General features: G+C 65.8%; 24 protein-coding genes. 10 read left to right on the plus strand and 14 right to left on the minus strand.

Features of this window, described 5'->3' with window-relative positions:
• Positions 1-2 precede the first annotated feature (2 nt).
• The 5 genes from mdcE to mdcA are packed head-to-tail and all read right to left on the minus strand — an operon-like array spanning position 3 to position 4564.
• Positions 3-839 (minus strand): biotin-independent malonate decarboxylase subunit gamma, encoded by an 837-nt coding sequence (mdcE, locus tag AC3FOF_RS41200; RefSeq protein ID WP_276266864.1) that lies wholly within the window; start codon positions 837-839, stop codon positions 3-5.
• Positions 836-1687 (minus strand): biotin-independent malonate decarboxylase subunit beta, encoded by an 852-nt coding sequence (locus AC3FOF_RS41205; RefSeq protein WP_276266863.1) that lies wholly within the window; start codon positions 1685-1687, stop codon positions 836-838. Before AC3FOF_RS41205 ends, mdcE begins: the two co-directional genes overlap by 4 nt.
• Entirely contained in the window at positions 1684-1998 is a 315-nt protein-coding gene (locus AC3FOF_RS41210) for a malonate decarboxylase subunit delta (RefSeq protein ID WP_276266862.1), read from the minus strand. The genes AC3FOF_RS41205 and AC3FOF_RS41210 overlap by 4 nt, the downstream gene beginning before the upstream one ends.
• Positions 1998-2906 (minus strand): triphosphoribosyl-dephospho-CoA synthase, encoded by a 909-nt coding sequence (locus AC3FOF_RS41215; protein ID WP_488729938.1) that lies wholly within the window; start codon positions 2904-2906, stop codon positions 1998-2000. Before AC3FOF_RS41215 ends, AC3FOF_RS41210 begins: the two co-directional genes overlap by 1 nt.
• Positions 2906-4564, minus strand: a complete 1659-nt coding sequence (gene mdcA / locus AC3FOF_RS41220; RefSeq protein ID WP_276264924.1) for a malonate decarboxylase subunit alpha — start codon at positions 4562-4564, stop codon at positions 2906-2908. The genes AC3FOF_RS41215 and mdcA overlap by 1 nt, the downstream gene beginning before the upstream one ends.
• 390 nt (positions 4565-4954) lie before the next feature.
• On the opposite strand from mdcA, the gene madL reads away from it, so the two are divergent.
• Both madL and madM read left to right on the plus strand, forming a co-directional pair.
• Positions 4955-5365, plus strand: coding sequence for a malonate transporter subunit MadL (gene madL / locus AC3FOF_RS41225; protein WP_276264923.1), 411 nt, complete (start codon positions 4955-4957; stop codon positions 5363-5365).
• 10 nt (positions 5366-5375) lie between these two features.
• Positions 5376-6152, plus strand: a complete 777-nt coding sequence (gene madM, locus AC3FOF_RS41230; protein WP_017227881.1) for a malonate transporter subunit MadM — start codon at positions 5376-5378, stop codon at positions 6150-6152.
• Positions 6153-6307: 155 nt separating this feature from the next.
• Here madM and AC3FOF_RS41235 read toward each other — a convergent pair whose 3' ends face one another.
• From AC3FOF_RS41235 to AC3FOF_RS41245, 3 genes are all read right to left on the minus strand, one after another.
• Positions 6308-6844 (minus strand): OmpA family protein, encoded by a 537-nt coding sequence (locus tag AC3FOF_RS41235; RefSeq protein WP_488729939.1) that lies wholly within the window; start codon positions 6842-6844, stop codon positions 6308-6310.
• On the minus strand, positions 6825-7301 hold the full coding sequence (locus AC3FOF_RS41240) for a hypothetical protein (protein ID WP_488729940.1): 477 nt from the start codon (positions 7299-7301) through the stop codon (positions 6825-6827). Before AC3FOF_RS41240 ends, AC3FOF_RS41235 begins: the two co-directional genes overlap by 20 nt.
• A 769-nt stretch (positions 7302-8070) precedes the next feature.
• Positions 8071-8769, minus strand: a complete 699-nt coding sequence (locus AC3FOF_RS41245) for a hypothetical protein (protein WP_488729941.1) — start codon at positions 8767-8769, stop codon at positions 8071-8073.
• A gap of 652 nt (positions 8770-9421) precedes the next feature.
• On the opposite strand from AC3FOF_RS41245, the gene AC3FOF_RS41250 reads away from it, so the two are divergent.
• Complete coding sequence (locus AC3FOF_RS41250; protein WP_488729942.1) at positions 9422-10981, plus strand: tryptophan halogenase family protein; 1560 nt, start codon at positions 9422-9424, stop codon at positions 10979-10981.
• Between the two features lie 4 nt (positions 10982-10985).
• Complete coding sequence (locus AC3FOF_RS41255; RefSeq protein WP_276264915.1) at positions 10986-11603, plus strand: LysE family translocator; 618 nt, start codon at positions 10986-10988, stop codon at positions 11601-11603.
• Positions 11604-11999: 396 nt separating this feature from the next.
• Here AC3FOF_RS41255 and AC3FOF_RS41260 read toward each other — a convergent pair whose 3' ends face one another.
• The 5 genes from AC3FOF_RS41260 to AC3FOF_RS41280 form a co-directional block, all read right to left on the minus strand.
• Positions 12000-12935: a LysR family transcriptional regulator gene (locus AC3FOF_RS41260; RefSeq protein ID WP_276264723.1), complete on the minus strand. Its 936-nt coding sequence runs from the start codon at positions 12933-12935 to the stop codon at positions 12000-12002.
• A gap of 75 nt (positions 12936-13010) precedes the next feature.
• A complete protein-coding gene (locus AC3FOF_RS41265) occupies positions 13011-13985 on the minus strand; it encodes a Bug family tripartite tricarboxylate transporter substrate binding protein (protein WP_488729943.1) in 975 nt (324 codons plus the stop codon).
• Positions 13986-14077: 92 nt separating this feature from the next.
• Positions 14078-14842 (minus strand): SDR family NAD(P)-dependent oxidoreductase, encoded by a 765-nt coding sequence (locus AC3FOF_RS41270; protein ID WP_488729944.1) that lies wholly within the window; start codon positions 14840-14842, stop codon positions 14078-14080.
• A gap of 67 nt (positions 14843-14909) precedes the next feature.
• Positions 14910-16088 carry a thiolase family protein gene (locus AC3FOF_RS41275; protein WP_488729945.1) on the minus strand — a complete coding sequence of 393 codons (1179 nt, stop codon included), beginning with the start codon at positions 16086-16088 and terminating at the stop codon, positions 14910-14912.
• A 46-nt stretch (positions 16089-16134) separates the two neighbouring features.
• Complete coding sequence (locus AC3FOF_RS41280; RefSeq protein ID WP_017224643.1) at positions 16135-16932, minus strand: crotonase/enoyl-CoA hydratase family protein; 798 nt, start codon at positions 16930-16932, stop codon at positions 16135-16137.
• Between the two features lie 307 nt (positions 16933-17239).
• Here AC3FOF_RS41280 and AC3FOF_RS41285 point away from each other — a divergent pair, with 307 nt between their 5' ends.
• The 6 genes from AC3FOF_RS41285 (at position 17240) to AC3FOF_RS41310 (ending at position 23372) form a co-directional block, all read left to right on the plus strand.
• The gene (locus AC3FOF_RS41285; protein ID WP_488729946.1) at positions 17240-17710 is read left to right on the plus strand and encodes a MarR family winged helix-turn-helix transcriptional regulator; all 471 of its coding nucleotides are present in this window, start codon (positions 17240-17242) and stop codon (positions 17708-17710) included.
• A 5-nt stretch (positions 17711-17715) separates the two neighbouring features.
• Positions 17716-19755, plus strand: a complete 2040-nt coding sequence (locus tag AC3FOF_RS41290; RefSeq protein ID WP_488729947.1) for an FUSC family protein — start codon at positions 17716-17718, stop codon at positions 19753-19755.
• Positions 19756-19836: 81 nt separating this feature from the next.
• Positions 19837-20046, plus strand: a complete 210-nt coding sequence (locus AC3FOF_RS41295) for a DUF1656 domain-containing protein (RefSeq protein WP_017223927.1) — start codon at positions 19837-19839, stop codon at positions 20044-20046.
• The gene (locus AC3FOF_RS41300) at positions 20043-21002 is read left to right on the plus strand and encodes an efflux RND transporter periplasmic adaptor subunit (RefSeq protein WP_017223928.1); all 960 of its coding nucleotides are present in this window, start codon (positions 20043-20045) and stop codon (positions 21000-21002) included. Before AC3FOF_RS41295 ends, AC3FOF_RS41300 begins: the two co-directional genes overlap by 4 nt.
• Complete coding sequence (locus AC3FOF_RS41305; RefSeq protein ID WP_276264718.1) at positions 20999-22453, plus strand: efflux transporter outer membrane subunit; 1455 nt, start codon at positions 20999-21001, stop codon at positions 22451-22453. Before AC3FOF_RS41300 ends, AC3FOF_RS41305 begins: the two co-directional genes overlap by 4 nt.
• Before the next feature lie 79 nt (positions 22454-22532).
• The gene (locus tag AC3FOF_RS41310; protein WP_488729948.1) at positions 22533-23372 is read left to right on the plus strand and encodes a MetQ/NlpA family ABC transporter substrate-binding protein; all 840 of its coding nucleotides are present in this window, start codon (positions 22533-22535) and stop codon (positions 23370-23372) included.
• A gap of 251 nt (positions 23373-23623) precedes the next feature.
• Here the strand turns inward: AC3FOF_RS41310 and AC3FOF_RS41315 are convergent, their stop codons facing one another.
• On the minus strand, positions 23624-23827 hold the full coding sequence (locus tag AC3FOF_RS41315; protein ID WP_488729949.1) for a hypothetical protein: 204 nt from the start codon (positions 23825-23827) through the stop codon (positions 23624-23626).
• Between the last annotated feature and the right edge of the window lie 114 nt (positions 23828-23941).

Here is a 23941-nt window from a genome sequence, read left to right on the forward strand (position 1 = left end):
GATCAGTCCTGCCACTGCTGCGCGAGCACCTCGCGCACGCGGCTGGAAGCCTGCCGGTTTTCTCCGCCGAGCCGGCTGCGCAGATCGTGCTCCGGCTCGGCCGCGATATCGGCCAGCGCGGCCTGCAGCGCGCCATGCACGGTGTCGAGATCGGCCGCGTCCGGCTGCCCGGCATGATGCACGCGGACCCGTTTCCACAGCAGCCCCAGCGTGGCGTAGTTGCCGATGTCGTAGGCCATCGGCGGCACGCTGGCGGCAAAGGTCTCCAGGTCTTCCACGCTGCGCAGGGTGATGCGCGCCGCGGCCTCTTTGCCCATGGCGTGCACTTGCACGCCGGCATCGTCCAGCGCGATCAGGCGGCTGGCCTGGTAGCCGTGCGCCAGGAAGGCGCCCGACATGGCGCGCCCGACCAGCAGCGCGATCACCGGATGCCCTTGCAGCCGCGCCGTGGCGTAGGCATCGGCCGCGCCGGCCAGCGACTGATGGATGCCGAAGGCTTCCTCGCGCCGGCCATAGGCCTGGCTGGGCGTGTCGACGACGGCCACGATGGGCCGCTTGATGGCGGCATCGCGGTCGGCCAGCACGGCTTCATGCACCGCCTGCGCCAGCGACCAGCCTTCGAGCAGGCCGACCTCGCCGTGGCGTACGCGCGGATAGGCATTGTCCGCATCCGGCACCACCGCGATAAAGCGGGCCGGCCGGCCCGCCAGCGCGGCGTCGGCGACCTGCACGGTGGCGGGATAGCCGGTGCGGCGCGGGGCGTTGCCGGTCAGCGCCGCCAGCCAGGTTTCGCCGCGGCCCTGGGTGCTTGCTGTACTTGCTGTACGTGCTGTGCTCATGGCTTTGCTCCGGGTGCGTAGATGGCGCGGACGGTTTCCGGCTCCGGCTGGCGCGCCGGATCGTATCCGGACAGCCGTTGCAGGTAGTGCGCGTAGCGCCCGCTGCGGTGCGTGGCCGGCACGCCCTCGGCCAGCAGCGCCTGCACGGTGGCGCGGATGGCGTCGCTGTCGTCCTCGACGTAGCGGTCGGCCAGGCCGGTGGCGATGCGCTGCTCGCCGCCGGTGAAACTCCAGATAAAGGGGCGGTCGCGCGAGTCATATTCCGCGATGCCGGCTTCCTGCTCGATCACCGCCGGCCCGTTGAGGCCGAGGCGCGCCTCGCGCGTGACCACAAGATAGCTGCACAGTCCCGCCGCGATCGACATGCCGCCGAAGCAGCCTACCTGTCCGGCGATCACGCCCACCACCGGCTGGTAGCGGCGCAGGTCGACGATGGCCGCGTGAATGTCGGCGATGGCCGCCAGACCCAGGTTGGCTTCCTGCAGCCGCACGCCGCCGGTCTCGAACAGGATTGCCGCGCGCGTGGGCACGCCGCGGCGGTTGTCCTGCGCGGCCAGCTCCAGCGCGCCGGCGATCTTGGCGCCGCCCACTTCGCCCAGGCTGCCGCCCTGGAACGCGCCTTCGATGGCGAGGATCACGGCCGGCTGGCCGTCGATGCGGCCCTTGGCCACCACCACGCCGTCATCGGCCTGCGGCACCACGCCCTGGCGTTCCAGCCAGGGCGAGGCCAGCCGGTCGAACGGACCGGCCAGCTCGCGGAAGCTGCCGGGGTCGAGCAGCGCCTGCGCGCGGGCACGCGCTCCCAGCTCGGCAAAGCTCTCGCGGTTCAGCAGCGATGCGTGGTTCATGGCTGCTCCTTGCCATCGGCGCCGAGCGCTTCGAAGGCTTCCGCCAGGCGCATGCCGACCACCCCCGGCGTGGCGCCGAAATCGTGAATGCGGATGCGCATGGCGGCGCGCGGCGCGGCGCTGAACACGCGAGAGAGCTGCGCGTCCCAGACCTTGCCATAGCCGTCCACCGAGGTGGTGACCTGGATGGTGGTGGTGCCGGCCGTGCCGGGCTCGACCATCACTTCAAGGTCGCCGGAGCCGACCACGCCGACCAGCACGCGCTGGCCTGCCGGCGCACCGGCGGGATATTCGAACTGGAGCTGTTCCATTACTTGTCTCCGTGCACAGGGCAAACGGCCGGCGGCATCGCACAGGGCAGCCGGTCCAGGAAGAAGGTGGCGGCGAGCAGGTCGGCCGCGCCACCGGGGGAGGCATTGCACGCCAGCATGCCGGCCTCGAGCCGGCGCAGCAGGCGGCGTCCGGCCAGCGTGGCGATGCCGCCGGCGGCCAGCACCTGGCTGGCGCCGTCCTGCATCAGCGCGATCCCTTCGCGGCCCGCGCGGGCCAGCACGCAGGTATCGTCGAGCCGGCTCATGATGGCCAGCAGCGCGTTGACGCGCGCGCTGGGTTCCGCGTCGCCGCGCGCGCGGCTGCGGTGCAACTCGGGCAGGCCTGCGCGCAGCACGTGCGGGAAGCCGGCCTGCGCCTGGCCGCGCGCGCCGCCGACGCCGTAGTCGATGCAGGCGCGTTCCCCCTTGTTGCCGGTGCGCACGGGACGATGGCGGTCGGGCAGGCGCGCGATCGCGCCGGCCGTGCGTGCGATGGCGTGCGCGCTGCGCCCATGCCGGTGCAAGCCGGCCGCGCCCACCAGCAGCCCCAGGCTCCAGATGGCGCCGCGATGCGTGTTGACGCCGCCGGTGGCGCGCATCATCGCGGCCTCGGCCTCGCGGCCCAGCGCGCCCAGCCGCTCGCGCAACGCCACGCCGGGCCGCGCGGCGCGCATGCCCGCCGCCGCCATGCCGGCGAAGGCGGGATGCAGCGCGCGCGCCGAGATGCGCATCAGGTCCAGCGTGAGGTCGGCATGCGCGCCGTTGCCACGGCCATCCACCAGCCCTGGCTTGGGAGACAGCGTGGCCTCGTCGATCAGCGCACTGACGGCGAGATCGGCCAGCGCCACGGCATCCGGATCCAGGCCCGCCTCTGCGGGCCCTTCGGCAAGCCATGCGGGGCTCGCCATCACCAGCTCCTGAAGCGCGCGGGCGGCTCGTACAGCCCGCCCGACCAGTCGACCAGGTCGGCCATGCTCTTGGCCGCCAGCAGCGAACGGGTGGCCTGGCTGCGCTGCACCCCCAGGTCCTCCGGCAGCGCGATCAGGCCGTCGCTGCGCATGCGGCGCGTGGTGGACGTATCGTGGCGCAGGCCGATCGGCGTCACGCCGGCCACGGCTGCCAGCATGGCGCGGCGCTCTTCCAGCGAACGCGCTTTATAGAGGTAGGCGATGCCTTCCTCGGTCAGCACGTGGGTCACGTCGTCGCCGTAGATCATCACCGGCGCCAGCGGCATGCCGCTGTCCCTGGCCACCTGCACCGCATCGAGCGATTCGACGAAGGTCGGCTTGCCGCCGGCCTGGAAGGTTTCCACCATCTGCACCACCAGCTTGCGGCCGCGCGCGAGCGGGTCGTCGGTCTCGATCAGGTCGAGCCATGCCGGCGTGGGGTGGCGCCTGCCGCCCGGATTGTGGCCCATATTGGGCGCGCCGCCGAAGCCCGAGAGGCGGCCGCGCGTAACCGTGGAGGAATGGCCGTCGCCATCGATCTGCAGCGTCGAGCCGATGAACAGGTCCACCGCATACTGCCCGGCAAGCTGGCAGAACGCGCGGTTGGAGCGCATCGAGCCGTCGGCGCCGGTGAAGAACACGTCCGGCCGCGCCGCCACGTAGTTCTCCATGCCGAGTTCGCTGCCGAAGCTGTGCACGCTCTCCACCCAGCCCGACTCGATGGCGGGAATCAGCGTGGGGTGCGGGTTCAGCGTCCAGTACTTGCAGATCTTGCCCTTCAGGCCGAGCGCTTCGCCATAGGTGGGCAGGATCAGTTCGATGGCCGCGGTGTTGAAGCCGATGCCGTGGTTGAGCGATTGCACCTGGTGGCGCTCGTAGATGCCGCGGATCGCCATCATCGCCATCAGCACGTGCACCGGCTTGATCAGGCGCGGATCGCGGGTGAACAGCGGCTCGCAGAAGAAAGGCTGGTCCGCCTGCACCACATAGTCGATCCACGAGCCGGGAATATCCACGCGCGGCAGGCCGGCGGGATCGTCGACGATCTCGTTGACCTGGGCCACCACGATGCCGTCGCGGAAGGCCGCGGCCTCCACCAGCGCGGGGGTGTCCTCGGTGCTGGCGCCGGTGTAGAGGTTGCCGTCGCGGTCGGCCTTGTAGCCGGCGATCAGCACGATGTTCGGCGTGAGATCCACATATAGCCGCGCGTACAGCTCGATATAGGTGTGGATGGCGCCGACTTCCAGCAGGCCGTCTTCGAGGAACTGCGAGATGCGCAGGCTCTGCGCGCCGGCGTAGGCGAAGTCCAGTTTCCTGGCGATGCCGCGCTCGAACAGGTCGAGGTGCTCGACGCGGCTGACGCTCGGGATGATCATGTGCAGTCCGTGCACCCTGGCCGGGTCCACCCCGGCCAGCGAGCGCGAAAGGAAATCGGCCTGCTTCTGGTTGTTGCCCTCCAGCACCACGCGGTCGCCCGGCGCGGTGATGGCTTCGAGAAAGGGGACGATATCGGCGGTGGGCACGACCCGGCCGCTGGCAATGGCGGCGCCGCGCGCAAGGCGCCGGCGCTTTTCTGCGCGGCGGGTGTCCCACTGGCGGTCCGTGGCTGGATTCGGCATCGCGTCTCCGGTGTGCTTGATGCTGTAGATGGCACCAAGATACGCAGCGCGCGCGGCGCAAGCAATGACGCCGGGCGTGGCATCGTTACTCCAGGTGTAAGTGTCGGACTTGCTGGCGCCAGTATCGGAGCCGGTGTTTGCGGACAGGCGTGGCGTCGCGCGGCGCGCAAGGGCCGGGCAGGTCACAACGCCATCCGCCGGCGGCGGCGCGCCGTTAATCCCAGGCTAACGATCCACTTCCCGGGTTGATTGATGCGCTGCGGTGGCTCGCCTAGATTGCATCCCATGCCGGGCCACCGGCGGACCCTGCCGCACCGGGCGCGGGTCCGACCACATACCAAGAACCAGCCTGCGCGCAAGCACGCCGACAGGCCACCAGGAGACAGCACCATGATCATCTACGGAACCGCCTTGCTGGCGCTCTGCCATCTCGTCGGCCTGTTCCTCGGCGAACTGCTGGGGATGGCGATCGGCGTCAAGGCCAATGTGGGCGGCGTCGGCATCGCCATGCTGCTGCTGATCACGATCCGGCTCTACCTGCATGGGCGCGGCCTGCTGCCCAGGGAGACCGAGGCCGGCGTGGGCTTCTGGGGCGCGATGTACATCCCGGTGGTGGTGGCGATGGCGGCCCAGCAGAACGTGGTCGCGGCGCTGCGCGGCGGCCCGGTGGCCCTGATCGCGGCGCTCGGCGCGGTGCTGGTGTCGGCCTGCTGCATCGCGCTGCTCAGCCGCACCGGGAACCATGCGCCATTGCCGCCGCTGCCGTCGCCCGAAGCCGCCGCCAGCCACGCATCGCACTGAGGAGACCGCCATGCCGCATTCCATCTCGCACGTGTTCCAGGGCGTACTGCTGCAGAACGGCCTGGTCACGGCCTTCGCCGCGGTCGGCATCGTCATGTGGCTGTCATCGCGCCTGTCGCGCTGGCTCACCTTCGGCCGCGTCCATGCCTCCGCCATCGCCATCGTGATCGGCCTGCTGCTGGCCTATTACGGCGGCATCGCCACCGGCAAGGAAAAGGGCCTGGCGGATCTCTCGCTGTTCTCGGGCATCGGCCTGATGGGCGGCGCCATGCTGCGCGATTTCGCCATCGTTGCCACCGCTTTCGAGGTGCAGGTGACCGAGGCGCGCAAGGCGGGGCTGGTGGGCGCCATATCGCTGCTGCTCGGCACCGTCCTGCCGTTCATCGTGGGCGCCGCCGTGGCGCGCGCCTTTGGCTATAGCGATGCGGTCAGCATGACCACCATCGGCGCCGGCGCCGTGACCTATATCGTGGGGCCGGTCACCGGCGCCGCGCTGGGCGCCAGTTCCGACGTGATCGCGCTGAGCATCGCCACCGGCCTGATCAAGGCCATCATCGTGATGGTGGGCACGCCCATGGCGGCGGGCTTCCTCGGCCTGAACAACCCGCGCGCGGCGATGGTGTTCGGCGGGCTGGCCGGCACCGTCAGCGGCGTGTCGGCGGGACTGGCGGCGACGGACCGCAGGCTGGTGCCCTATGGCGCGCTGGTGGCGACCTTCCACACCGGGCTGGGCTGTCTGCTGGGGCCGTCGTTGTTGTTCCTGGCGACCAAGGCGGTGGTGGGTTAGTGAACGCCGTCTGGATTCCATACCGGCTGCCTACTCTCCAAACTGGAATGCCTGGAGCATAGCTCGCAATATCTTCTGAATCCTCCAAATTACAGAATGGGGTCGAGGAGGGGCCGCCGCTGGCACGGCGTACCGGGAGCGCACGAGACCGGACGCTAACGTACTTCGCCATTCACTGCGGCCATGCCGCCATCCCTGGGCATCGGCAGCCCGGTGAACTTGACCCGATGGGTTTCCAGGCTGCAACAGGCATGCGGGCAGGCCGGGAGAAAGTCGATATCGACCGCGCGGGCCCCTTCCTCCTTTGCGGGGTCATCCAGGAACGTTCCCTGTGCCTGCGCATCGATTCTTTCCGGATTGAACCCCCGGCTGACAAAGAAACGACGAACGGTCTCGGCACGCGCTGCGACCAGTTCCATCCCATCGGCCTCGCCACCGACCCGATATGCCGCAACGAAGAAATGGTCGTAGTTCGGGTAGCGAACCCGCAGATCCGCAAGCCATGTCCCCAGCTTGAGCGCTCCGCCAGCCGTCAGCGCGTGTGAGTTCCTGGGGAACTGAAGGTCTATCCCCGGGACCCGTGGAGCGCAAGCGAGGGCCGCACTGCTCGCCAGGAACATTGCCGCCGTGGCGCTACCGGCCCACTGCCGATACAGGCTCGCCGGTCCCGATCTATTCATTTTGGCCATCATTCCTCCAATCGTTTGATTTCGCATCGATGGGTTGTGGCCCCGGACAGCAAGGATGCGGGCAGCGCGGGACGATTGAAATCTCCGCAACATTGGTGAGATGGCGCAGTTCCGGACCCGGCCTCAGCTCTTCGCTGAATCTACGGACTGCCGATTCCTCAATGTCCGCTTTGTCGATACCCATATTCGAGAGCGTCGATAACAGGCTCTTGCGTCTCTGCTCCGCTAGCTTGGCTGACACGCCTACGCGCGCGTTCTGGCGAACATAGACCAGATACTTTCCTCCGTTCGGGAGCCACAGTCTCAGTTGCGCCCGCCAATTTGCCAGGCGCAGGACTTCATTGGCCGATAGATCGGGTCGACCATTTGCAAACACTGGCTCGTAATCAACAAATCCCAAGGTGCACCCCATTACGGGAAGTGAAATCAAGAGCATGGTGACAGCCAGCGCTCTTCTCATGGTAGCCCTTTCAATTTACTTCTCCATCGGCTGTGGCCCAGGGCAGCAGCCATGTGGGCAGCGCGGCTCAGTGATGTCAATGGAGGCCCGGTTAAGATCTGGGCGTATCCATGGCTCCGTAATGCTCAGCCTGTAGTCTTTGACAATCGACTCCTCAATATCCCTTGGCTCGATGCCGAATGCCAGAAGCAGCGAAGTGAGGCTCTGCCGTCGTTTCTCGGCCAGCGTCGCGGAGACTCCAGCCTTCTCATTGCGATTGACGGCGATGTGATACGTGCCGCCATTTGGCAGCCAGATTCTTAGTTGTGCTCGCCAATGTGCCAGCCGTAACACCTCTTTTGCCGATAGAGCGGGCTTTTCGTCGTCAAAGACTGGTTCATACCCGAGGATTCCTAGGCTACAGGCAACGGCGGGTAAAGACAAAGCCGACAGAACAATCGCACAGAGTATTCTATTTAAGGTCGCCATACCGGATCTGATCCCCTCCAATTTGGAATATCGAGCACGTAGCTCGCGAGGTTGTCTGCCATTTCAATGCATGCCACATGCCCCTCTTTTGCTTTTTTCTGTGAGTAAAACACAGAATACCAATCATCTCTCGCGTCCATTGCATCTGGAAAATGTGCCACCTCATGAACAAGAACCAATAATTTTGAATCTTGATCTTTATGCACTCCTTCCAGATTATTCGCCTCATCCTCTAATCCGCAGAACCTCTCAAATTGCGTGTTCCTGCGGTGACTCAGGTCACCGGCTTGAAGCCGGTCGTTCAGGCATTCGCCGTACGATCCGGATTGCCGGAGAAGACCTCGATGGGCACGAAGTGCCATTGCGCGGCTTCGGGATCGTATAGGGCAACCTGGTTGATTTCGGCGCCCACGGAGACCGTTCCCGGCATCCGCCGTATGGCCAGCGCCACCGCCCGATGCCGTTGCTGCTCCGTCCAGGTTTGCTGCAGGCAATGCGAATCCGCATGCGCGAACAGCCCGGCGTGTTCGCGCAGCCGCTCGTACCTGGCAATGCCGTCCTGGTCGATCGCCACGTCGATGGCATTGAGCCGCGCTTCGGGGATCTCTTCTGTTTGCACCATGCAAACGCTGGCGAGCGAGCCTTTGCGCCTGACGATGATGCGGCCGTGGCTTGTCGCCCAGCCGCAGTGCAGGTTGATATGCAGCTTTCCGCCGCTGTCGCGGATCAATGTCCGGGGATCGAAGCTTGCCGCATTCGCTATGTGATAGGGCTTGCCGGGCTCGGATATGAACGCGGCATTCAGCAGCGCATCGAAGGGCGAGATGTGGACGGACAGTGCCGCCCCGGCATCGGCGTTGCCCTCTTCCATGAATTCGCAAGAGGCATTGCGCCAGCTTGGCTGGCCTTCCATTGGCGCATAGTTGACCAGTACGAACAGGGCTGGCCGGGTGTGCAGGACATACCCGCATGGACGAAAAGGTGGGTCGGACAGCGGCATTTGAATGCACCTCCTATGAGCTACATTTTGGGCGCCTCAATATTTACCCATTACCGACCCACTAAGCAATGGGAAAATTCTGATTTTGAGCGGAGATTGGTCTTCAGTGCACCGAGTATCTCGAACTTCATCTCGTACAGATTTCACGAAATATTTACTCAAATTCAGATTAATCCCATATCCACTGTGGTCACGCATCGTTTATGCTCCGTAAATATGACTACCTGCTAGGGAGTCCGCTGACATCTACCACCGTCCGGTGGTGGCTTCGATTGCGCGGGAGCCTGCACTGGCCAGGTTGCACAAAGCACGGTGTGCCAGCTCAGATGCGCACCGGGCAAGCCGGCTTGCTGTGCACCGAACTGGCTTGGTCGGCAAGGCTCGAATAAAAAATCGCATTGGCGATTACTTTCACTGGAATAATAGCCAGCAGGAATGAGAGGACATACTTCCCATAGGGCGTGTCCCATGATGACCCAGTATCAACCATCGATAGCCAATCCGACCTCCGTGGCGCAATAAGGATAGTGGAATCGTTGGTTTCAAAGTTTGCTCGAATCGCCAGTAATTCGCGCCATCAGTGACCACGCGGTGACGCCGCAGGGATAGCCAGTTCCATTTCAATAGTATGGGAGACATGATGCAGAGTTTGATGAAGAGAATTCTGATTGTTGGCGGAGGAAGCTCGGGGTGGATGACTGCCGCCTATCTTTCCAAAGCGTATGGTTGCAAGGTGAAAATATCACTAATTGAGGCACCTTCCATTCCGAAAATCGGTGTAGGCGAGGCAACAATACCGAATCTGCAAAAGGTCTTCTTTGACTTTCTGGGGCTGAAAGAGCAGGACTGGATGCCTCATTGCAATGCGTCGTTCAAGTCGGCAATCAAGTTCGTTGGCTGGAACACAAAAAGCGATCCAGATGACTACTTTTACCATATGTTCGGGCAATTAAAGGAAGTCAACGGAATTCCTCTTTCCCACTATTGGGCGCACTTGCGAAATGCCGGGCAGATCTCGGAACCGTTCGCATACGCCTGCTACAACAAGGCGAAACTGCTCGATGCCAAGCTTTCGCCGAAGGCTCGTGACGGCAAGTCGTGCATGAGTCACGCTTGGCATTTCGACGCTCATCTCGTCGCCAATTACCTCCGGGATCTCGCGGTGAGTTGGGGCGTCGAGCACATCGAGGGCGAAGTCGTCGAGACGCGACTGAATGAAGATGGCGGAATCAAGTCGGTACGAATCCAATCTGGAGCCGAGATCGCGGCAGATTTTTTTGTCGACTGTTCGGGGTTCAAAGGGCTTCTGATCAATCAGGCATTGGGCGAGCCCTTCATCGACATGTCGCAATACCTGCTGTGCGATTCGGCGGTTGCCGGGTCGATCACCCACGATGACGAAGCCAACGGTGTTGAGCCATATACGTCGGCGATTGCAATGAGCAGCGGGTGGACATGGAAGATTCCATTGCTCGGCCGATTTGGATCGGGTTATGTCTACTCGAGCAGATTTTGCTCGAAGGACACCGCAACGGAGGATTTCCTGAAACTCTGGGGCGTCAGGGAAGATCAAGTCAAACTGAACCACATCAAATTCCGCACGGGACGCAACCGGAGAGCATGGGTCAAGAACTGCGTGTCGATCGGGCTATCGTCATGCTTTCTCGAGCCGCTGGAGTCGACCGGGCTTTACTTCATTTATGCGGCGATCTATCAGTTCGCTCAGCACTTCCCCGATGCTGCCCTGGACCCACGGCTGGCAGACTCGTTCAACAAGAAGATTGAAGTGATGTTCGACGATTGCAGGGACTTCATCCAGACCCACTACTTCACCACCAAGAGAAACGACTCCGATTTCTGGAGGGCGAACAAGCACGAACTCAAGATTTCGGACTCGCTGCGCGAAAAACTCAGCGCGTACAACGCCGGTCTTGTCGTGTGCCCTCCGGTGACGACAAACGAAAGTGACTATTACGCCAACTTTGATCTGGAATTTTCGAATTTCTGGACCAATAGCAATTACTATTGCATGTTTACCGGCCTCAATTGGGTTCCTGAGCGATCACATCCGAAGCTCGGATATCACGATGAGTGGATGAAGCAAGCGCTCGTGGAGTTTCAGCATCTCAAACGGGAAGAAGAAGCATTTGCCGCGACGCTCCCGACCACTTACGATTACCTGTTGAATATTCGGGGAACCCGATCCAACTGACATCATGAGCGCCAACACCATCGCCTTGTATGCCATTTTCTGCTTTGCTGGCGCGATCCTGCCGGGGCCGACTTCGTTGTTGGCGTGGTCCAACGGCATCGCGAAGTCGAAGAAGGGCATCTTCTTTTGTGCCCTCGGCGCCGCGCTGTCGGATATCGTGATCATTGCGTTGGTGGGGCTCGGACTAGGTGTGGTCATCAAGCTGTACGCCAATGTATTCCAGGTCATTCGCTGGGGGGGATTTCTGTATCTCCTCTGGATTGCCTGGAAGATCTGGCATTCGAATGGCCAATTACAGGAGCGCGATGCGTCGAACGGCGGAAAGCGAGCTGCTGGCGCGCATTTTGTCCGAGGTTTCCTCATTGCGTTCTCGAATCCGAAGGTGATCGTGTTCTTCGTCGCGTTCCTGCCTCAGTTCATTGACCCTTCCGGGAACCTGTTTTTCCAGTACGCTGTGCTTGCGGTGCTATCGGCGTTGATCGATATCGTCACAATGACGATTTACGCTGGAAGCGGCATGGTGCTGGGATCAAGATTGGGCGGCTCGTCGCTCAAGTACATCAACAGATCGAGTTCGATCGCCATGGCGGGAATTGCCATCTTTCTCGTCGTCGAAAAATAAAATTATCGCGCGTGTGACGAAGTGCCGGCGGATAAGGATAGATCCACTCCCCGTTACTGAAAGTCATAGCGCGATAACCCCTTTCATGAAGCCGAGCAGATCATCAGAAAGGCTAAGACGGGACAGCGTGTCTGGAGGACGACTGAGCGCGGATCGTTGGCCCTTGGGAACAATGCCGAGGAGGGCGGCGGGGGAGGGCGCATGGCAGGGCTGGACGACCGGACACTGGGAAGCGGCGGGGCCGGGGCCTTTCCCGCCAAGGCCGCCCGTGGACGGCGTGTGAAGGCGAACGAACAGGAGGCGCCGGTTGGCGGTGTGTGTTCAGGCTTGTGCATCCGGCCGCCGTGGTTGGGGCCGCGGGGGCGCCATCAGCCGGGCCGATCACATGGAGAACACTCAGGTCTGCGGGTCGATAGCCTTCGTCCCCGCCCGCATCGCCAGCCGGCACACCGCCGCCAGCGCCAGCAGGTTCGGGTCCCGCTCGCGCCGCCGCAGGAAGCTCAGGCCGATGGTCTGGCGCAGCCGGTATTGCGAGGACAGCGGGATCAGCGTCACCTTGTGCGCGAACACATCGCGCACGCGGCCCGGCAGCAGGGCGTAGCCCACGCCGCCGCTGACCAGGTTCATCAGCGAGAAGATATCGCCGACCTTCATCACCACATTGGGCGTGAAGTCGGCGATGCGGAAGGCCTCCACGAAGCCCTGGTAGGTGACGAAGCCCTCGCTGAGCGTGACGAAGGGCTCGTCGCGGCATTGCCGCAGGTCGATGGAAGCCTGTCGCGCATAGGGGGAATCCGCCGGCGCGGCGAAGCAGATCTCGTCTTCGAACAAGGGAATCGATTCGATGTCCGGATCGGGCTCGGGCACGGCCATCAGCGCGGCGTCGATGCCGCCTTGCTTGAGCTTGAACAGCAGGTCCGCATTCGAGCCCAGCACCAGTTCCGCCTGCAGCTCGGGCCGCCTGACCTTGATGCCGATCACCACTTCCGGCACCGTGCGGATGGTCAGCGAATAGAGCGAGCCGATCTTCAGGTGATCGGCCGAATAGCCGGCGGCTTCGCGCGTTGCGCGGATGCCGTCGGCCATGGTCTTGATCACATCGGTAGCCACGTCGGCCAGCACGTGCGCCGCCTCCGTCGGGAGCAGGTTGCGCCCTTCATGGCGGAACAGCGCGCAGTGCATGCCCTCCTCGAGCGAGTGCAGCGCACGATGCACGCTGACGGTGCTGACGTCCAGCGCCTCGGCGGCCTTGGCCAGGTTGCCCGTCTCCATATAGGCGAGCAGGACTTCCAGCTTGCGGAAGGTGATTTCTTCGTTGATGCGGTTTCGCATGGCGGGGCGCGGCGTCGCGCAGGACGGGGCAGGGATCGCAGCATGATACCGCCCCGCGCGGTGCGCGGGGCGCGCTCAGTCCAGGCTCAGGTTCGACGCCTTGATCGCGTCTCCCCAGCGCTTCTGCTCGCTGCTGACCAGCGTGGCGAACGCGGATTGCGGCTGCCCGCCGGCGAGCCCGCCCATCTCCTTGAACCTGGCCACGATCTCGGGGTCGCGCATGACCCTGGCCAGGCCGTCCTGCAGCTTGGCGACCACTGCCGGCGGCGTGCGTGCCGCCGCGAACACCCCGAGCCAGCCCATCACCACGAAGTCGCCGACGCCGGCCTGCGCCATGGTCGGCACCTCGGGCAGGGCAGGCAGCCGCTCGGCGCTGGTGACTGCCAGCGCGCGCAGCTTGCCCGCGCGGATATGCGGCAGCGCCTGCGTCAGGTTGTCGAACATGAAGGTGGTCTCGCCCGCCAGCAGCGCGGTGGTCGCGGGCGTCGAGCCCTTGTAGGGCACATGGATGACCTCGGTGCCGGTGCGCATGCGGAACAGCTCGGCGGTCAGGTGCGTGGTCTGGCCGATGCCGGCCGAGCTGTAGGAGAGCTGGCCGGGCTGGTTCCGGAGTTGTCCGGTCAGGTCGGCCACGGTCCTGATCGGAGACTGCGCGTTGACCACCAGCACGTTGGGGAAGGAGATCATGTCGGTGATCGGCACGAAATCCTGCGGGCGGTAAGGCAGGTGCCGGTAGGCGCTGTAGTTGATGGCGTGCGAGCCGGTGTTGCCGACCAGCAGGGTATAGCCGTCGCCCGGCGCACGCAGCAGTGCCTGCGTGCCGATGATGCCGCCGCTGCCGGGCCGGTTGTCGACGATGACCGGCTGGCCCAGCAGCGCGCCGAGCTTCTGCGCCACCAGGCGGGTGGGGATGTCGGTGGTGCCGCCGGGCGCGCCCGGCACGATGATGGTGATGGGGCGCTCCGGCCACGCCGTCTGCGCCTGTGCGGCGGTCGAGAGCAGCGCGGACAACAGCAGCGCGGGAAACCTGGCGAACAGCCTGGTATGCATGGGGTGTCTCCTCCTGTATGCATGGCCCGGTCGGGCCCTGGCGGCCGGTGTTCCGGCTCTGCCACCGTTGCTGGCCCGGCGGGGCCGGCGCTTCAGCGCGGCGTCATGCGGATGGCGCCGTCCAGGCGGATGGTCTCGCCGTTGAGCATGGGGTTCTCCAGGATGTGCAGCGCGGTGGAGGCGAACTCGTCCGGCGTGCCCAGCCGCGCCGGGTGCGGCACCGAGGCGCCGAGCGAGGCGCGCACGTTTTCCGGCAGGCGCGCCAGCAGCGGCGTATCGAACAGCCCGGGGGCGATGGTGCAGACGCGGATCATGCGCTGGGCCAGGTCGCGCGCCGCCACCAGCGTCATGCCGACCACGCCGGCCTTGGCCGAGGCGTAGGGAATCTGTCCGATCTGTCCTTCATAGGCGGCGACCGAGGCCGTCAGCACGCAGGCGCCGCGCTCGCCGTCGAGCATCTCGTTGCGGGCCATGCGCGCGGCGGCCAGGCGCAGCGTGTTGAAGGTGCCGACCAGGTTGATGCGCACGATCGATTCATACTTCTCCAGCGAGCCGGGCTGGCCGTCCTTCTCGACCAGGCGCACCGGGCCGCCCACGCCGGCGCAATGGATCAGGGCGCGCATGGTGCCGAGCGCGTCGGCCGCGTCGAACACGCGCGTCATCTGCGCAGTGTCGCAGACATTGGCCTGCACGAAGCGCGCCTGCGGGCCGAGTTCCCGCACGGCAGCGGTGCCGTTTTCCTCGGACAGGTCGGCGATCACCACGGCGACGCCGCGTTCGGCAAGGCGGCGGGCGCAGGCAAGGCCGAGGCCGGATGCCCCGCCCGTGACGACGGCGGACAGGTTGGCAAGTTTCAATTTCTATCTCCTCGTGATGGGTATCGGATGCAGGGCATGGTCCGGGAGGCCGGTCGCCTTGCGTCGCTCAGAGCCGCTCGATGATGGTGGCGTTGGCCATGCCGCCGGCCTCGCACATCGACTGCAGGCCATAGCGGCCGCCGCTGTCCTCGAGCGCGTGCAGCATGGTGGTCATCAGCCGCGCGCCGGAGGCGCCCAGCGGATGGCCAAGCGCGATCGCGCCGCCGCGCGGGTTCAGGCGGGCCGGGTCGGCGCCAAGCGCGCGCTGCCATGCCAGCGGCACGCAGGCGAAGGCTTCGTTGATCTCGTAGTGCGAAATCGCATCGAGCTTGAGACCGCTCTTTTCCAGCGCGCGCCGGCTCGACGGAATCGGCGCCGTCAGCATGGTCAGCGGGCTGTCGCCGCAGGCGTCGAAGGCGGCGAAGCGCGCGCGCGGCTTCAGCCCCAGCCGCGATGCGGCGCGCTCGCTCATCAGCAGGATGGCCGCCGCGCCGTCGCTGATCTGCGAGGCATTGCCCGCCGTCACGTGCCAGCCGATCTGCGGAAAGCGCGCGCCCAGCGCTTCGTCGCGAAACGACGGCGCCAGCGTGGCGAGGCGCTCCGCCGTGGTGCCGGGGCGGATGGTTTCATCGGACGCGACCAGTCCGGCGGCGGTCCGGATCGGCAGGATCTCGCGGGCGAAGGCGCCGGCCTCGCGCGCCTGGTGCGCGCGCTGGTGGGATTGCGCCGCATAGCTGTCGAGATCGTCGCGCGACAGTTCCCACTGCGCCGCCACCAGCTCGGCCGCCACGCCCTGCGACACCAGCCCGGGCGCGTAGCGCGCTTCGAAGGACGGGCCGTACGGATTCTGGCCGATGCGGCCCGAGCCCATCGGCACGCGGCTCATGGATTCGATGCCGCAGGCAATCACGATATCGTAGGCGCCCGCCATGATCCCTTGCGCGGCGAAATGCACGGCCTGCTGGCTGGAGCCGCACTTGCGGTCGATGGTGGTGGACGGCACATGCTCGGGAAACCCGGCCGCCAGCCACGCCACGCGGCCCGGCGTGCCCGACTGTTCGCCGACCTGGCTCACGCAGCCGGTGATGACGTCTTCCACCAGGCCGGGGTCCAGCCTGTTGCGCTCCACCAGGCCCGCCAGCACTTGCGCCAGCAGCTCCGTGGGATGCAGGCCGGTGAAAGCCGAGCCCGGCTTGGATCGGCCCATGGGGGAGCGGATGGCATCTACGATGACGGCTTGCGGCATGGCGGGTCTCCGGTGTGTTATCGATCGAGGTTGGGACGTTGCGGGATCAGTTGCCGGTGAACTCAGGCTTGCGCTTCTCGAGGAAGGCGGACACCGCTTCCCGGTGGTCCGCGGTCTGGTGCGACAGCGCCTGGTACCCCGCCGACAATTCCAGCAGCGTATCCAGCCGCGTGTGCAGCGCTTCGCGCAGCAGCCGCTTGGCCAGCCGCACCGCATGCGGCGGGTTGGCGGCGATGCGTTCCGCCAGTTCGTTGGCGGTGGGCAGCAATTGTTCGGCAGGCACCACGCGCGAGACCAGGTTCCATTCCAGCGCCTGGCGCGCATCGATGACCTGGCCGGTGAAGGTCAGCTCGGCCGCGCGCGACAGGCCGATCACGCGCGGCAGCAGCCATGCGCCGCCATCGCCGGGGATGATGCCGAGCTTCACGAAGCTCTCCGCGAACTGCGCGTGCTCCGAGGCAATGCGCATATCGCACATGCAGGCCAGGTCCAGCCCGGCGCCCATCGCCGCGCCATTGACGGCGGCGATCACCGGTACCTCCAGGTTGAACAGCGCCAGCGGCAGCCGCTGGATGCCCAGCCGGTAGTCCTGGCGAATCTCCATGCCCGGCACCTCGCCGGAGGCCTGGCGCTCCATGTCGCGGATATTGCCACCCGAGGAGAAGGCGGTGCCGGCGCCGGTGAGGATCACCGCGCGCACGCTTTTGTCGCGGTGGATGCGGTCGATGGCTTCGAGGAAATCCGCCACCGCGGTGTTGCCGGTGAGTGGGTTGCGGCGCTCCGGTTCGTTCATGGTCAGGGTCACGATGTGGCCCTGCTGCTCGTAGCGCAGGAAGCGGCTCATGCGGGTCTCCTTGTCGGTTTGTCTTGTGCCTGGATGCAGGTCCGGCGTTGTACGAAGAGGCTAAGGGAGCGCTGCGCGGCGTGTCCAATATTCATTTATCCATCGCCGATATCGCTCGGATATCGCCCGGACATCGGCGCGCGGTGCGCGCCGGCGACTGGCGCCCGCGGATTCAAGGCCGGCCGGCGGCACGCCACCTGCTGACGGAGTGACCGATGGCCGATATCCCGTCCGGCACCCCTTCATCCGGCATTCATTCGTAGCGTGATAATTTGCATCCTAACTATAAGCTTGCTATTATTGGCCCATGCCTCCAATCGACGCCCTCCGCTTCGCCTTCACCGGCCAGCTCATGCTGGCCGGTCGCCAATGGCGCCACATTTCCCAGGGCGCTGTCACCGCCTATGGCATCTCCGCCGCGGCCGCAGGGCCCTTGTTGTTTATCCGCCGGCTTGGCGGAGGTGTCCGCCAGGTCACGCTGGCCGATTACGTCGGGCTGGAAGGCGCCTCGCTGGTCCGCCTGGTAGACCAGCTTTCCGCCGCCGGCCTGGTGCGCCGCGAAGTGGACGCCAACGACCGCCGCGCCAATGCGCTCTGGCTGACCGACGCCGGCGAGGACCTCGCCGCGAAAATCGAAGTGGAACTCAAACAGGTCCGCGCCAGCGTGTTCGCGGATGTCAGCGAGCAGGATTTCGAAGGCGCGCTGCGCGTGCTCGACGCGCTTTCCCGGGCAGCCGCCTGCGCGGCGTCCACATCCTCCGCCGCTTCGGGGTCGTAACCGCCATGGTGAGCTGGCCAACCGGAAGAGACTGGATCTTTTCCTTCAAAGCATTTGCAGCCGCCATGCTGGCGCTGTTCATCGCGCTCTATCTCGGCCTGCCGCGGCCCTATTGGGCGATGGCCTCGGTCTATATCGTGGCGCATCCGCTGACCGGCGCGACCCGCTCGAAGGCGCTGTATCGCGTGCTGGGCACGCTGCTCGGCGCGGCCGCGTCGGTGGCCATGGTGCCGGCGCTGGTGAACGCGCCGGCATTGCTGATGGCCGCGGTCGCGCTGTGGACCGGGGTCCTGCTCTACGTTGCGTTGCTGCACCGCACGCCGCGCAGCTATGTGTTCATGCTGGCGGCCTATACGTTGCCGCTGGTGGCGCTGCCGTCGGTGAACGATCCCGGCGGCATCTTCGATATCGCGGTGGCCCGGGCCGAGGAGATCTGTCTTGGCATCCTGTGCGCCAGCATCGTCGGCTCGACCATTTTCCCGGCCAACGTGGCCACCGTGCTCGGCGGCAAGTCCGCCCAGTGGCTGGCCGACGCCGCGCTGTGGGCTACCGATATGCTCTCCGCCCAGCCGGCCGCCAGGGTGTCGCGCCATCAGAGCCGCCATCGCCTTGCCGCCGATATCCTCGCGCTCGACCAGCTGATCAGCCAGCTCTCCTACGACACCGAAAGCGCCGCCCGCGTGAAGAACGCGCAGGAACTGCGCGGCCGCATGACCATGCTGCTGCCGGTGCTGTCGTCGCTGGCCGCCGTGGTGGAGGCGCTGCACCAGAACGCCGCGGGCGTGCCCGAACGCCTGTCGAAGCATATGGCGCTGGTGTCGGCGTGGATCGGCGCCGGCGCGCAAGCGCCGCTGCCGGCACTGCCGGCAGCCGAGGCCGCACCGAGCGCTGGCGCCGGACTCGTCGCCGGCGCTGCCGGGCCGGACTGGCACAGCGCGCTGGCCGCCACCGCCGAGGGCCGCCTGCGCGAGCTGGTGGCGCTATGGCACGACTGCGTGCTGCTCCAGCGCCGTATCGGCGAGAAGAATCCGGCGGGCGAATGGACGCCCGCGTTCCAGCGCTGGGACGTGGGCGCGGCGCGCCATTACGATCACGGCATGCTGCTGTTCTCCACCGCCACCGTCGCCGCGGCCATTTTCCTGATGGGCATGATCTGGATCTGGACCGGCTGGGCGGACGGCGCCGGCGCCGTCGCGCTGGGTGCGGTGTCAAGCTGCTTCTTTGCGGCCATGGACGAGCCGGCGCCGATGATCCGTTCCTTTTTCCGCTGGAACGTGGTCTGCCTGGTGATCGCCACGGTCTATCTGTTCGTGGTGCTGCCCAACGCGCACGACTTCGAAATGCTGGTGCTGATGTTCGCGGCGCCGTACCTGGTCATCGGCCTGATGATGACGCAGCCGCGGCTGGCCCTGATCGCCATGCCGCTGGCGGTGGTCACGGCCAACGATATCGGCCTGCAGGGCGCGTACAACGCCGACTTCCAGGCCTTCTTCAACGGCAATGTGGCGGGTATCGCGGGCATCCTGTTCGCGCTGCTGTGGACGCTGGTGACGCGCCCGTTCGGCACCAAGGCCGCGGCCCGCCGGCTGGTCCGCGCGAGCTGGGGCGATATCGCCCGCAACGCCACCGGGCGCGAGCCGCGCGACCATGCGCGCCTGCTGGCCCGCATGCTGGACCGCCTGGCGCAACTGGTGCCGCGGCTGGCAGCCAGCGAGAACGAAAACGCCGGCGACGGCTTCACCGAGGTGCGCGTCGAACTCAGCACGCTGGCGCTGCAGCGCGAGTTGCCCGCGCTGGCGCCGGACCACCAGCGCGCCGTGAAGCGTGTGCTGAGCGGCGTCGCCAGCTACTACCAGGCGCGTCTGGAAGCGCGGGCCGAGGCGCCGCCGCAGGTGTTGCGCGAGCGGCTCGGCAAGGCCATATGCGAGGTTGCCTCGCGGGCCGACGCGGCCTCGCGCGAGGCGTTCGCCGCGCTGGTGGAAATGCATGTCGCCCTGTTTTCGGCAGCGCCCCTGGCGGCGCAGCAGGGCGGGAGTCAATCATGAGCATGAAATCAAGCATGAGATCGGGCACGGAAGCTGTCACAGAAGCAGTCACAGAAGCGGTCACGGAAGCGGGCAGCAACCATGCGCGGTGAAATCGACATCTATGGCGTGTTCGTGCCCAGCCTGCTGGTATGGATGCTGGCGGCTTTCGTGATTACCGCCTGCGCGCGCGCCGTGCTGGCGCGCGTGGGTTTTTACCGGCTGGTCTGGCACCGGTCGCTGTTCAATCTGGCCTTCTATGGGATCGTCCTGGGTGGCGTCGTCTACCTGGCGTATCGGCTGCAGTCATGAAACTGAATCTTCGTTCGATCGGACCTATCGTCCTTACCCTTGTCGTCACCGCGGCCGCGGTGGTCGTGGTCAAGCACTTGTGGGATTACTACACCATCGCGCCATGGACGCGCGACGGCCATATCCGCGCGGATGTCGTGCAGGTCGCGCCCGACGTGTCCGGCCTGGTGACCAAGGTCCTGGTCAAGGACAACCAGCGCGTGCAGCGCGGCCAGCCGCTGTTCGAGATCGACCGCGACCGCTATGCGCTGGCGCTGCAACAGGCGCAGGCCACGGTGGCCGCGCAGAACGCAACGCTGGCCCAGGCCCGCCGCGAAGCCAAGCGCAGCCAGACGCTGTCCGAGGTGGTTTCCAAGGAAGTGGTCGAGGAAGGCCTGGCCAAGGTCCAGCAAGGCGAAGCCGCGCTGGCGCAGGCGCAGGCCGCGGTCAACCTGGCCAAGCTCAACCTGGAGCGCACCAGCGTGCTCAGCCCGGTCGACGGCTACCTGAACGACCGGCTGCCGCGCCTGGGCGACTACGTCAACACCGGCCGTCCGGTGCTGTCCATGGTCGACGCGAATTCCTTCCACGTGGAAGGCTATTTCGAGGAAACCAAGCTGCACGGCATCCACGTCGGCAACCCGGTGGATATCCGCATCATGGGCGAGTCCCGGGTGCTGCATGGCCACGTGCAAAGCATCGCCGCCGGCATCGAGGACCGGGACCGCTCCAACGGGTCCAACCTGCTGCCCAACGTGAACCCGACCTTCAACTGGGTCCGGCTGGCACAGCGCATCCCGGTGCGCATCGCGCTGGACGAAGCGCCATCCGACCTGCGGCTGGTGGCCGGGCGTACCGCCACCGTATCGGTGCGCGAGCAGACGCAGCCGGCCAAGGCGCAAGACGGGCAGAAGGACCAGAAGGACAAGCTCGCGCTGGCCGCCAAGGGAGCCGCCAGCCAGGGAGGCGCGCAGTGAACGCCTTGCGCCTAGCCCTGCTGCCGGCACTGGTGCCGCTGCTGTTCGCCTGCACCACCGTCGGGCCCGACTACCATGTGCCGGACAACGCCGTCGTGAAAGCACCCGCGGCCAACGGCGCGCTGCTCGGCACGGACAACCCCGCGGTGTCGATCGCGGCGGTGCCCGACGGCTGGTGGCGCCTGTACGACGATCCGAAGCTCGACCAGCTGGTACAGCAGGCCCTGACCGCCAATACCGACCTGCGCGTGGCGGCGGCCAACCTCAAGCGCGCCATTGCGGTCTACCACGAGGTGGAAGCGGAGAACCTGCCCGGGGCCGGCCTCTTCGCCGGTGCGCAGCGCGGGCAGATTGCCGGCGAACCGCTGCTGGTGGAAGAGAAGATCCCGGTCATGAACTTTGGCGACGTCGGCTTCAAGGTGTCCTACCTGATCGACTTTTTCGGCAAGCTCGCGCGCGCCGACGAAGCCGCGCTGGCCGGCGCGCAAGCCAGCCAGGCGGCGCTCGACCAGGCACGCGTCGGCGTGGTGGCCGAGACCGTGCGCGCCTATGTGCAGGGCTGCGCTGCCACGCACGAGCTGACGGTGGCCGAGCATCAGCTCGAACTGCAGCGCCGCGGCGTCGATCTGGCCCGCAAGATGGTGGATGCGGGGCGCGGGCAGCCGGTGGACCTGCTGCGCTCCCAGGCCCAGGCCGACGTGCTGCGCGCCGCCTTGCCGCGCTTCAAGGCCGAGCAGGAAGGCGCGGCCTACCGGCTGGCCGTGATGCTGGGCAAGCCGCCCACCGCGGCCTCGATGACCGAGTACGCCTGCCACGAAGAACCCAGGCTGAGCCAGCCGCTGCCGGTGGGCGACGGCGCCGCGCTGCTCAAGCGCCGGCCCGACGTGCGCCAGGCCGAGCGCGAGCTGGCCTCGGCCACGGCAAAGATCGGCGTGGCCACGGCGGATCTCTATCCGTCCATCAGCATCGGTGCGTCGGCCGGCTTTACCGGCATCCTCGACCACCTCGGACAGGCACCGACCGCCCACTGGGGCTTTGGTCCGCTGATCACCTGGAACATCCCGACCAGCGGCACGCGCGCCCGCATCCACGGCACCGAAGCCGGCGCCGAGGCGGCGCTGGCCCATTTCGACGGGGTGGTGCTCAAGGCACTGCGCGAAACGCAATCCGCGCTGAGCAGCTATACGCGTGAGCTGGAGCGCACCCAGGCGCTGCGCGATGCGCGCGACAAGGCCAGCGAGGTAGCGCGGCAGAATCGCCAGCTCTACCAGGCCGGCCGCTCGCCGTACCTGTCCAGCCTCGATGCCGACCGCACGCTGGCCAGCACCGAAGCCTCGCTGGCGGCGTCGGAAAGCCAGGTGGCGCTGGACCAGATCAATCTCTTCCTTGCGCTGGGCGGTGGATGGCAAAATGCGCCCCAGGTCGAAACGCACGCGATGGGCGCGCATTGAGCGCGCCCCGGGGCGGCCGGCCTCTACCCTAGTCACAGCCATGCCAGCCCCTGGCATGGCAGAAAGGAACACAAGCGTCATGTCGAAATTCACCGGCCGCTTCGGCCACACCTATCCCTCGATCCATAAAGCCCTGTGCGTCGCCGCCGTCACGTTTGGCGTGGCCGCCTCCGGCACCGCGCTGGCGCAGGAGCCGACCGTGCGCGTTGGCACGGTCAGCGGGCCGGATGCGCAGGTCTGGCAGGTGGTCCAGAAGGTCGCCAAGCGCGAAGGGCTGAATATCAAGGTGGTCGAGTTCAACGACTATGTGCAGCCCAATGCCGCGCTCGACGCCGGCGACCTGGACGCCAACAGCTTCCAGCACCAGCCTTACCTGGACAGCCAGGTGAAGCAGCGCGGCTACAAGATGGTCAGCGTGGGCTACACCTACATCTCGCCGCTCGGCATCTATTCGCAGAAGCTGAAGTCGCCCAAGGACCTGCCGCAAGGCGCCAAGGTCGCCGTCCCCAACGATCCCTCCAACGAAAACCGCGCGCTGCTGCTGCTGGCCGCGCAAGGCGCGATCAAGCTCAAGAGCGGGGCGGGCACCAACGGCGTCAACGCGACGTCGCTGGATATCAGCGAGAACCCGAAGAAGCTGAAGATCGTCGAACTGGACGCCGCGCAACTGGCGCGCGCGCTGCCCGACGTGGCCGCTGCGGTGATCAACACCAACTACGCGCTGGCCGCCGGCCTGCAGCCGGCCCGGAACGCCATCGCGCTGGAAGACATCCATAGCCCGTACGCCAACATCATCGTGGTGCGCACCCAGGACAAGGACAAGCCATGGGTGAAGAAGCTGGTCGCTGCCTACCAGTCGGAAGACGTGCGCCAGTTCATGAAGAACGAGTTCAAGGGCGCGATGGTGCCGTCGTTCTGATCGGTTAGGTCTTGACGCAGCGGGCCGGCGTCTATGGGCCAGTAGCTCGTGGCGCTTCAGATCGATGGTCCTGTACTCTTAGCGAAAGCCCTTTTTTTTAAAATATTGTTGTTTTATTTTAGGGGGCTGATTTAGGTCTGCAGGGCCTAAAGGCGATGTGGTGTCGGGCTATTTGGCTTGGGGGGCAGGTCTGCAGGGCCTAAAGGCGGAGTGGCGTCAGGCTCTTGGGCACATGGAGGTGTCACTTTTCTTTACTCGTAAAGAAAAGTAACCAAAAGAAAGCGATCCTTGCAGGAGGCTGGCGTGTCGGGCTTGGTGGCTTTGCGGATTCGTGGTGGGCGCGGCGGTTCTAATAAACTGCTGGCGCTACCGGCGCGAACGGCATTGCCGCTGCGAATGACGGTGGTTTCATTGTATGACCCCTGAATGACGAACTCGCTTGCCCTTTCATGCATCTGCCGTTACCGGTTTATATGGCCACTCGATCATGAACGGCACTGGTTTCGTCGTGGGCGCGGTGGCTCCAGATTGGGGGCTCGCCTCAAGCCGGGGCCACCGCGCCCACGACG

The sequence above is a fragment of the Cupriavidus sp. 96C5-1 genome (genome assembly GCF_057798855.1).

Excerpts from the sequence above, each read along its gene's own strand:
- mdcE (WP_276266864.1), bottom strand. The coding sequence starts at position 839 with ATGAGCACAGCACGTACAGCAAGTACAGCAAGCACCCAGGGCCGCGGC.
- AC3FOF_RS41205 (WP_276266863.1), bottom strand. The coding sequence starts at position 1,687 with ATGAACCACGCATCGCTGCTGAACCGCGAGAGCTTTGCCGAGCTGGGA.
- AC3FOF_RS41210 (WP_276266862.1), bottom strand. The coding sequence starts at position 1,998 with ATGGAACAGCTCCAGTTCGAATATCCCGCCGGTGCGCCGGCAGGCCAG.
- AC3FOF_RS41215 (WP_488729938.1), bottom strand. The coding sequence starts at position 2,906 with ATGGCGAGCCCCGCATGGCTTGCCGAAGGGCCCGCAGAGGCGGGCCTG.
- mdcA (WP_276264924.1), bottom strand. The coding sequence starts at position 4,564 with ATGCCGAATCCAGCCACGGACCGCCAGTGGGACACCCGCCGCGCAGAA.
- madL (WP_276264923.1), top strand. The coding sequence starts at position 4,955 with ATGATCATCTACGGAACCGCCTTGCTGGCGCTCTGCCATCTCGTCGGC.
- madM (WP_017227881.1), top strand. The coding sequence starts at position 5,376 with ATGCCGCATTCCATCTCGCACGTGTTCCAGGGCGTACTGCTGCAGAAC.
- AC3FOF_RS41235 (WP_488729939.1), bottom strand. The coding sequence starts at position 6,844 with ATGATGGCCAAAATGAATAGATCGGGACCGGCGAGCCTGTATCGGCAG.
- AC3FOF_RS41240 (WP_488729940.1), bottom strand. The coding sequence starts at position 7,301 with ATGAGAAGAGCGCTGGCTGTCACCATGCTCTTGATTTCACTTCCCGTA.
- AC3FOF_RS41245 (WP_488729941.1), bottom strand. The coding sequence starts at position 8,769 with ATGCCGCTGTCCGACCCACCTTTTCGTCCATGCGGGTATGTCCTGCAC.
- AC3FOF_RS41250 (WP_488729942.1), top strand. The coding sequence starts at position 9,422 with ATGAAGAGAATTCTGATTGTTGGCGGAGGAAGCTCGGGGTGGATGACT.
- AC3FOF_RS41255 (WP_276264915.1), top strand. The coding sequence starts at position 10,986 with ATGAGCGCCAACACCATCGCCTTGTATGCCATTTTCTGCTTTGCTGGC.
- AC3FOF_RS41260 (WP_276264723.1), bottom strand. The coding sequence starts at position 12,935 with ATGCGAAACCGCATCAACGAAGAAATCACCTTCCGCAAGCTGGAAGTC.
- AC3FOF_RS41265 (WP_488729943.1), bottom strand. The coding sequence starts at position 13,985 with ATGCATACCAGGCTGTTCGCCAGGTTTCCCGCGCTGCTGTTGTCCGCG.
- AC3FOF_RS41275 (WP_488729945.1), bottom strand. The coding sequence starts at position 16,088 with ATGCCGCAAGCCGTCATCGTAGATGCCATCCGCTCCCCCATGGGCCGA.
- AC3FOF_RS41280 (WP_017224643.1), bottom strand. The coding sequence starts at position 16,932 with ATGAGCCGCTTCCTGCGCTACGAGCAGCAGGGCCACATCGTGACCCTG.
- AC3FOF_RS41285 (WP_488729946.1), top strand. The coding sequence starts at position 17,240 with ATGCCTCCAATCGACGCCCTCCGCTTCGCCTTCACCGGCCAGCTCATG.
- AC3FOF_RS41290 (WP_488729947.1), top strand. The coding sequence starts at position 17,716 with ATGGTGAGCTGGCCAACCGGAAGAGACTGGATCTTTTCCTTCAAAGCA.
- AC3FOF_RS41295 (WP_017223927.1), top strand. The coding sequence starts at position 19,837 with ATGCGCGGTGAAATCGACATCTATGGCGTGTTCGTGCCCAGCCTGCTG.
- AC3FOF_RS41300 (WP_017223928.1), top strand. The coding sequence starts at position 20,043 with ATGAAACTGAATCTTCGTTCGATCGGACCTATCGTCCTTACCCTTGTC.
- AC3FOF_RS41310 (WP_488729948.1), top strand. The coding sequence starts at position 22,533 with ATGTCGAAATTCACCGGCCGCTTCGGCCACACCTATCCCTCGATCCAT.
- AC3FOF_RS41315 (WP_488729949.1), bottom strand. The coding sequence starts at position 23,827 with ATGCATGAAAGGGCAAGCGAGTTCGTCATTCAGGGGTCATACAATGAA.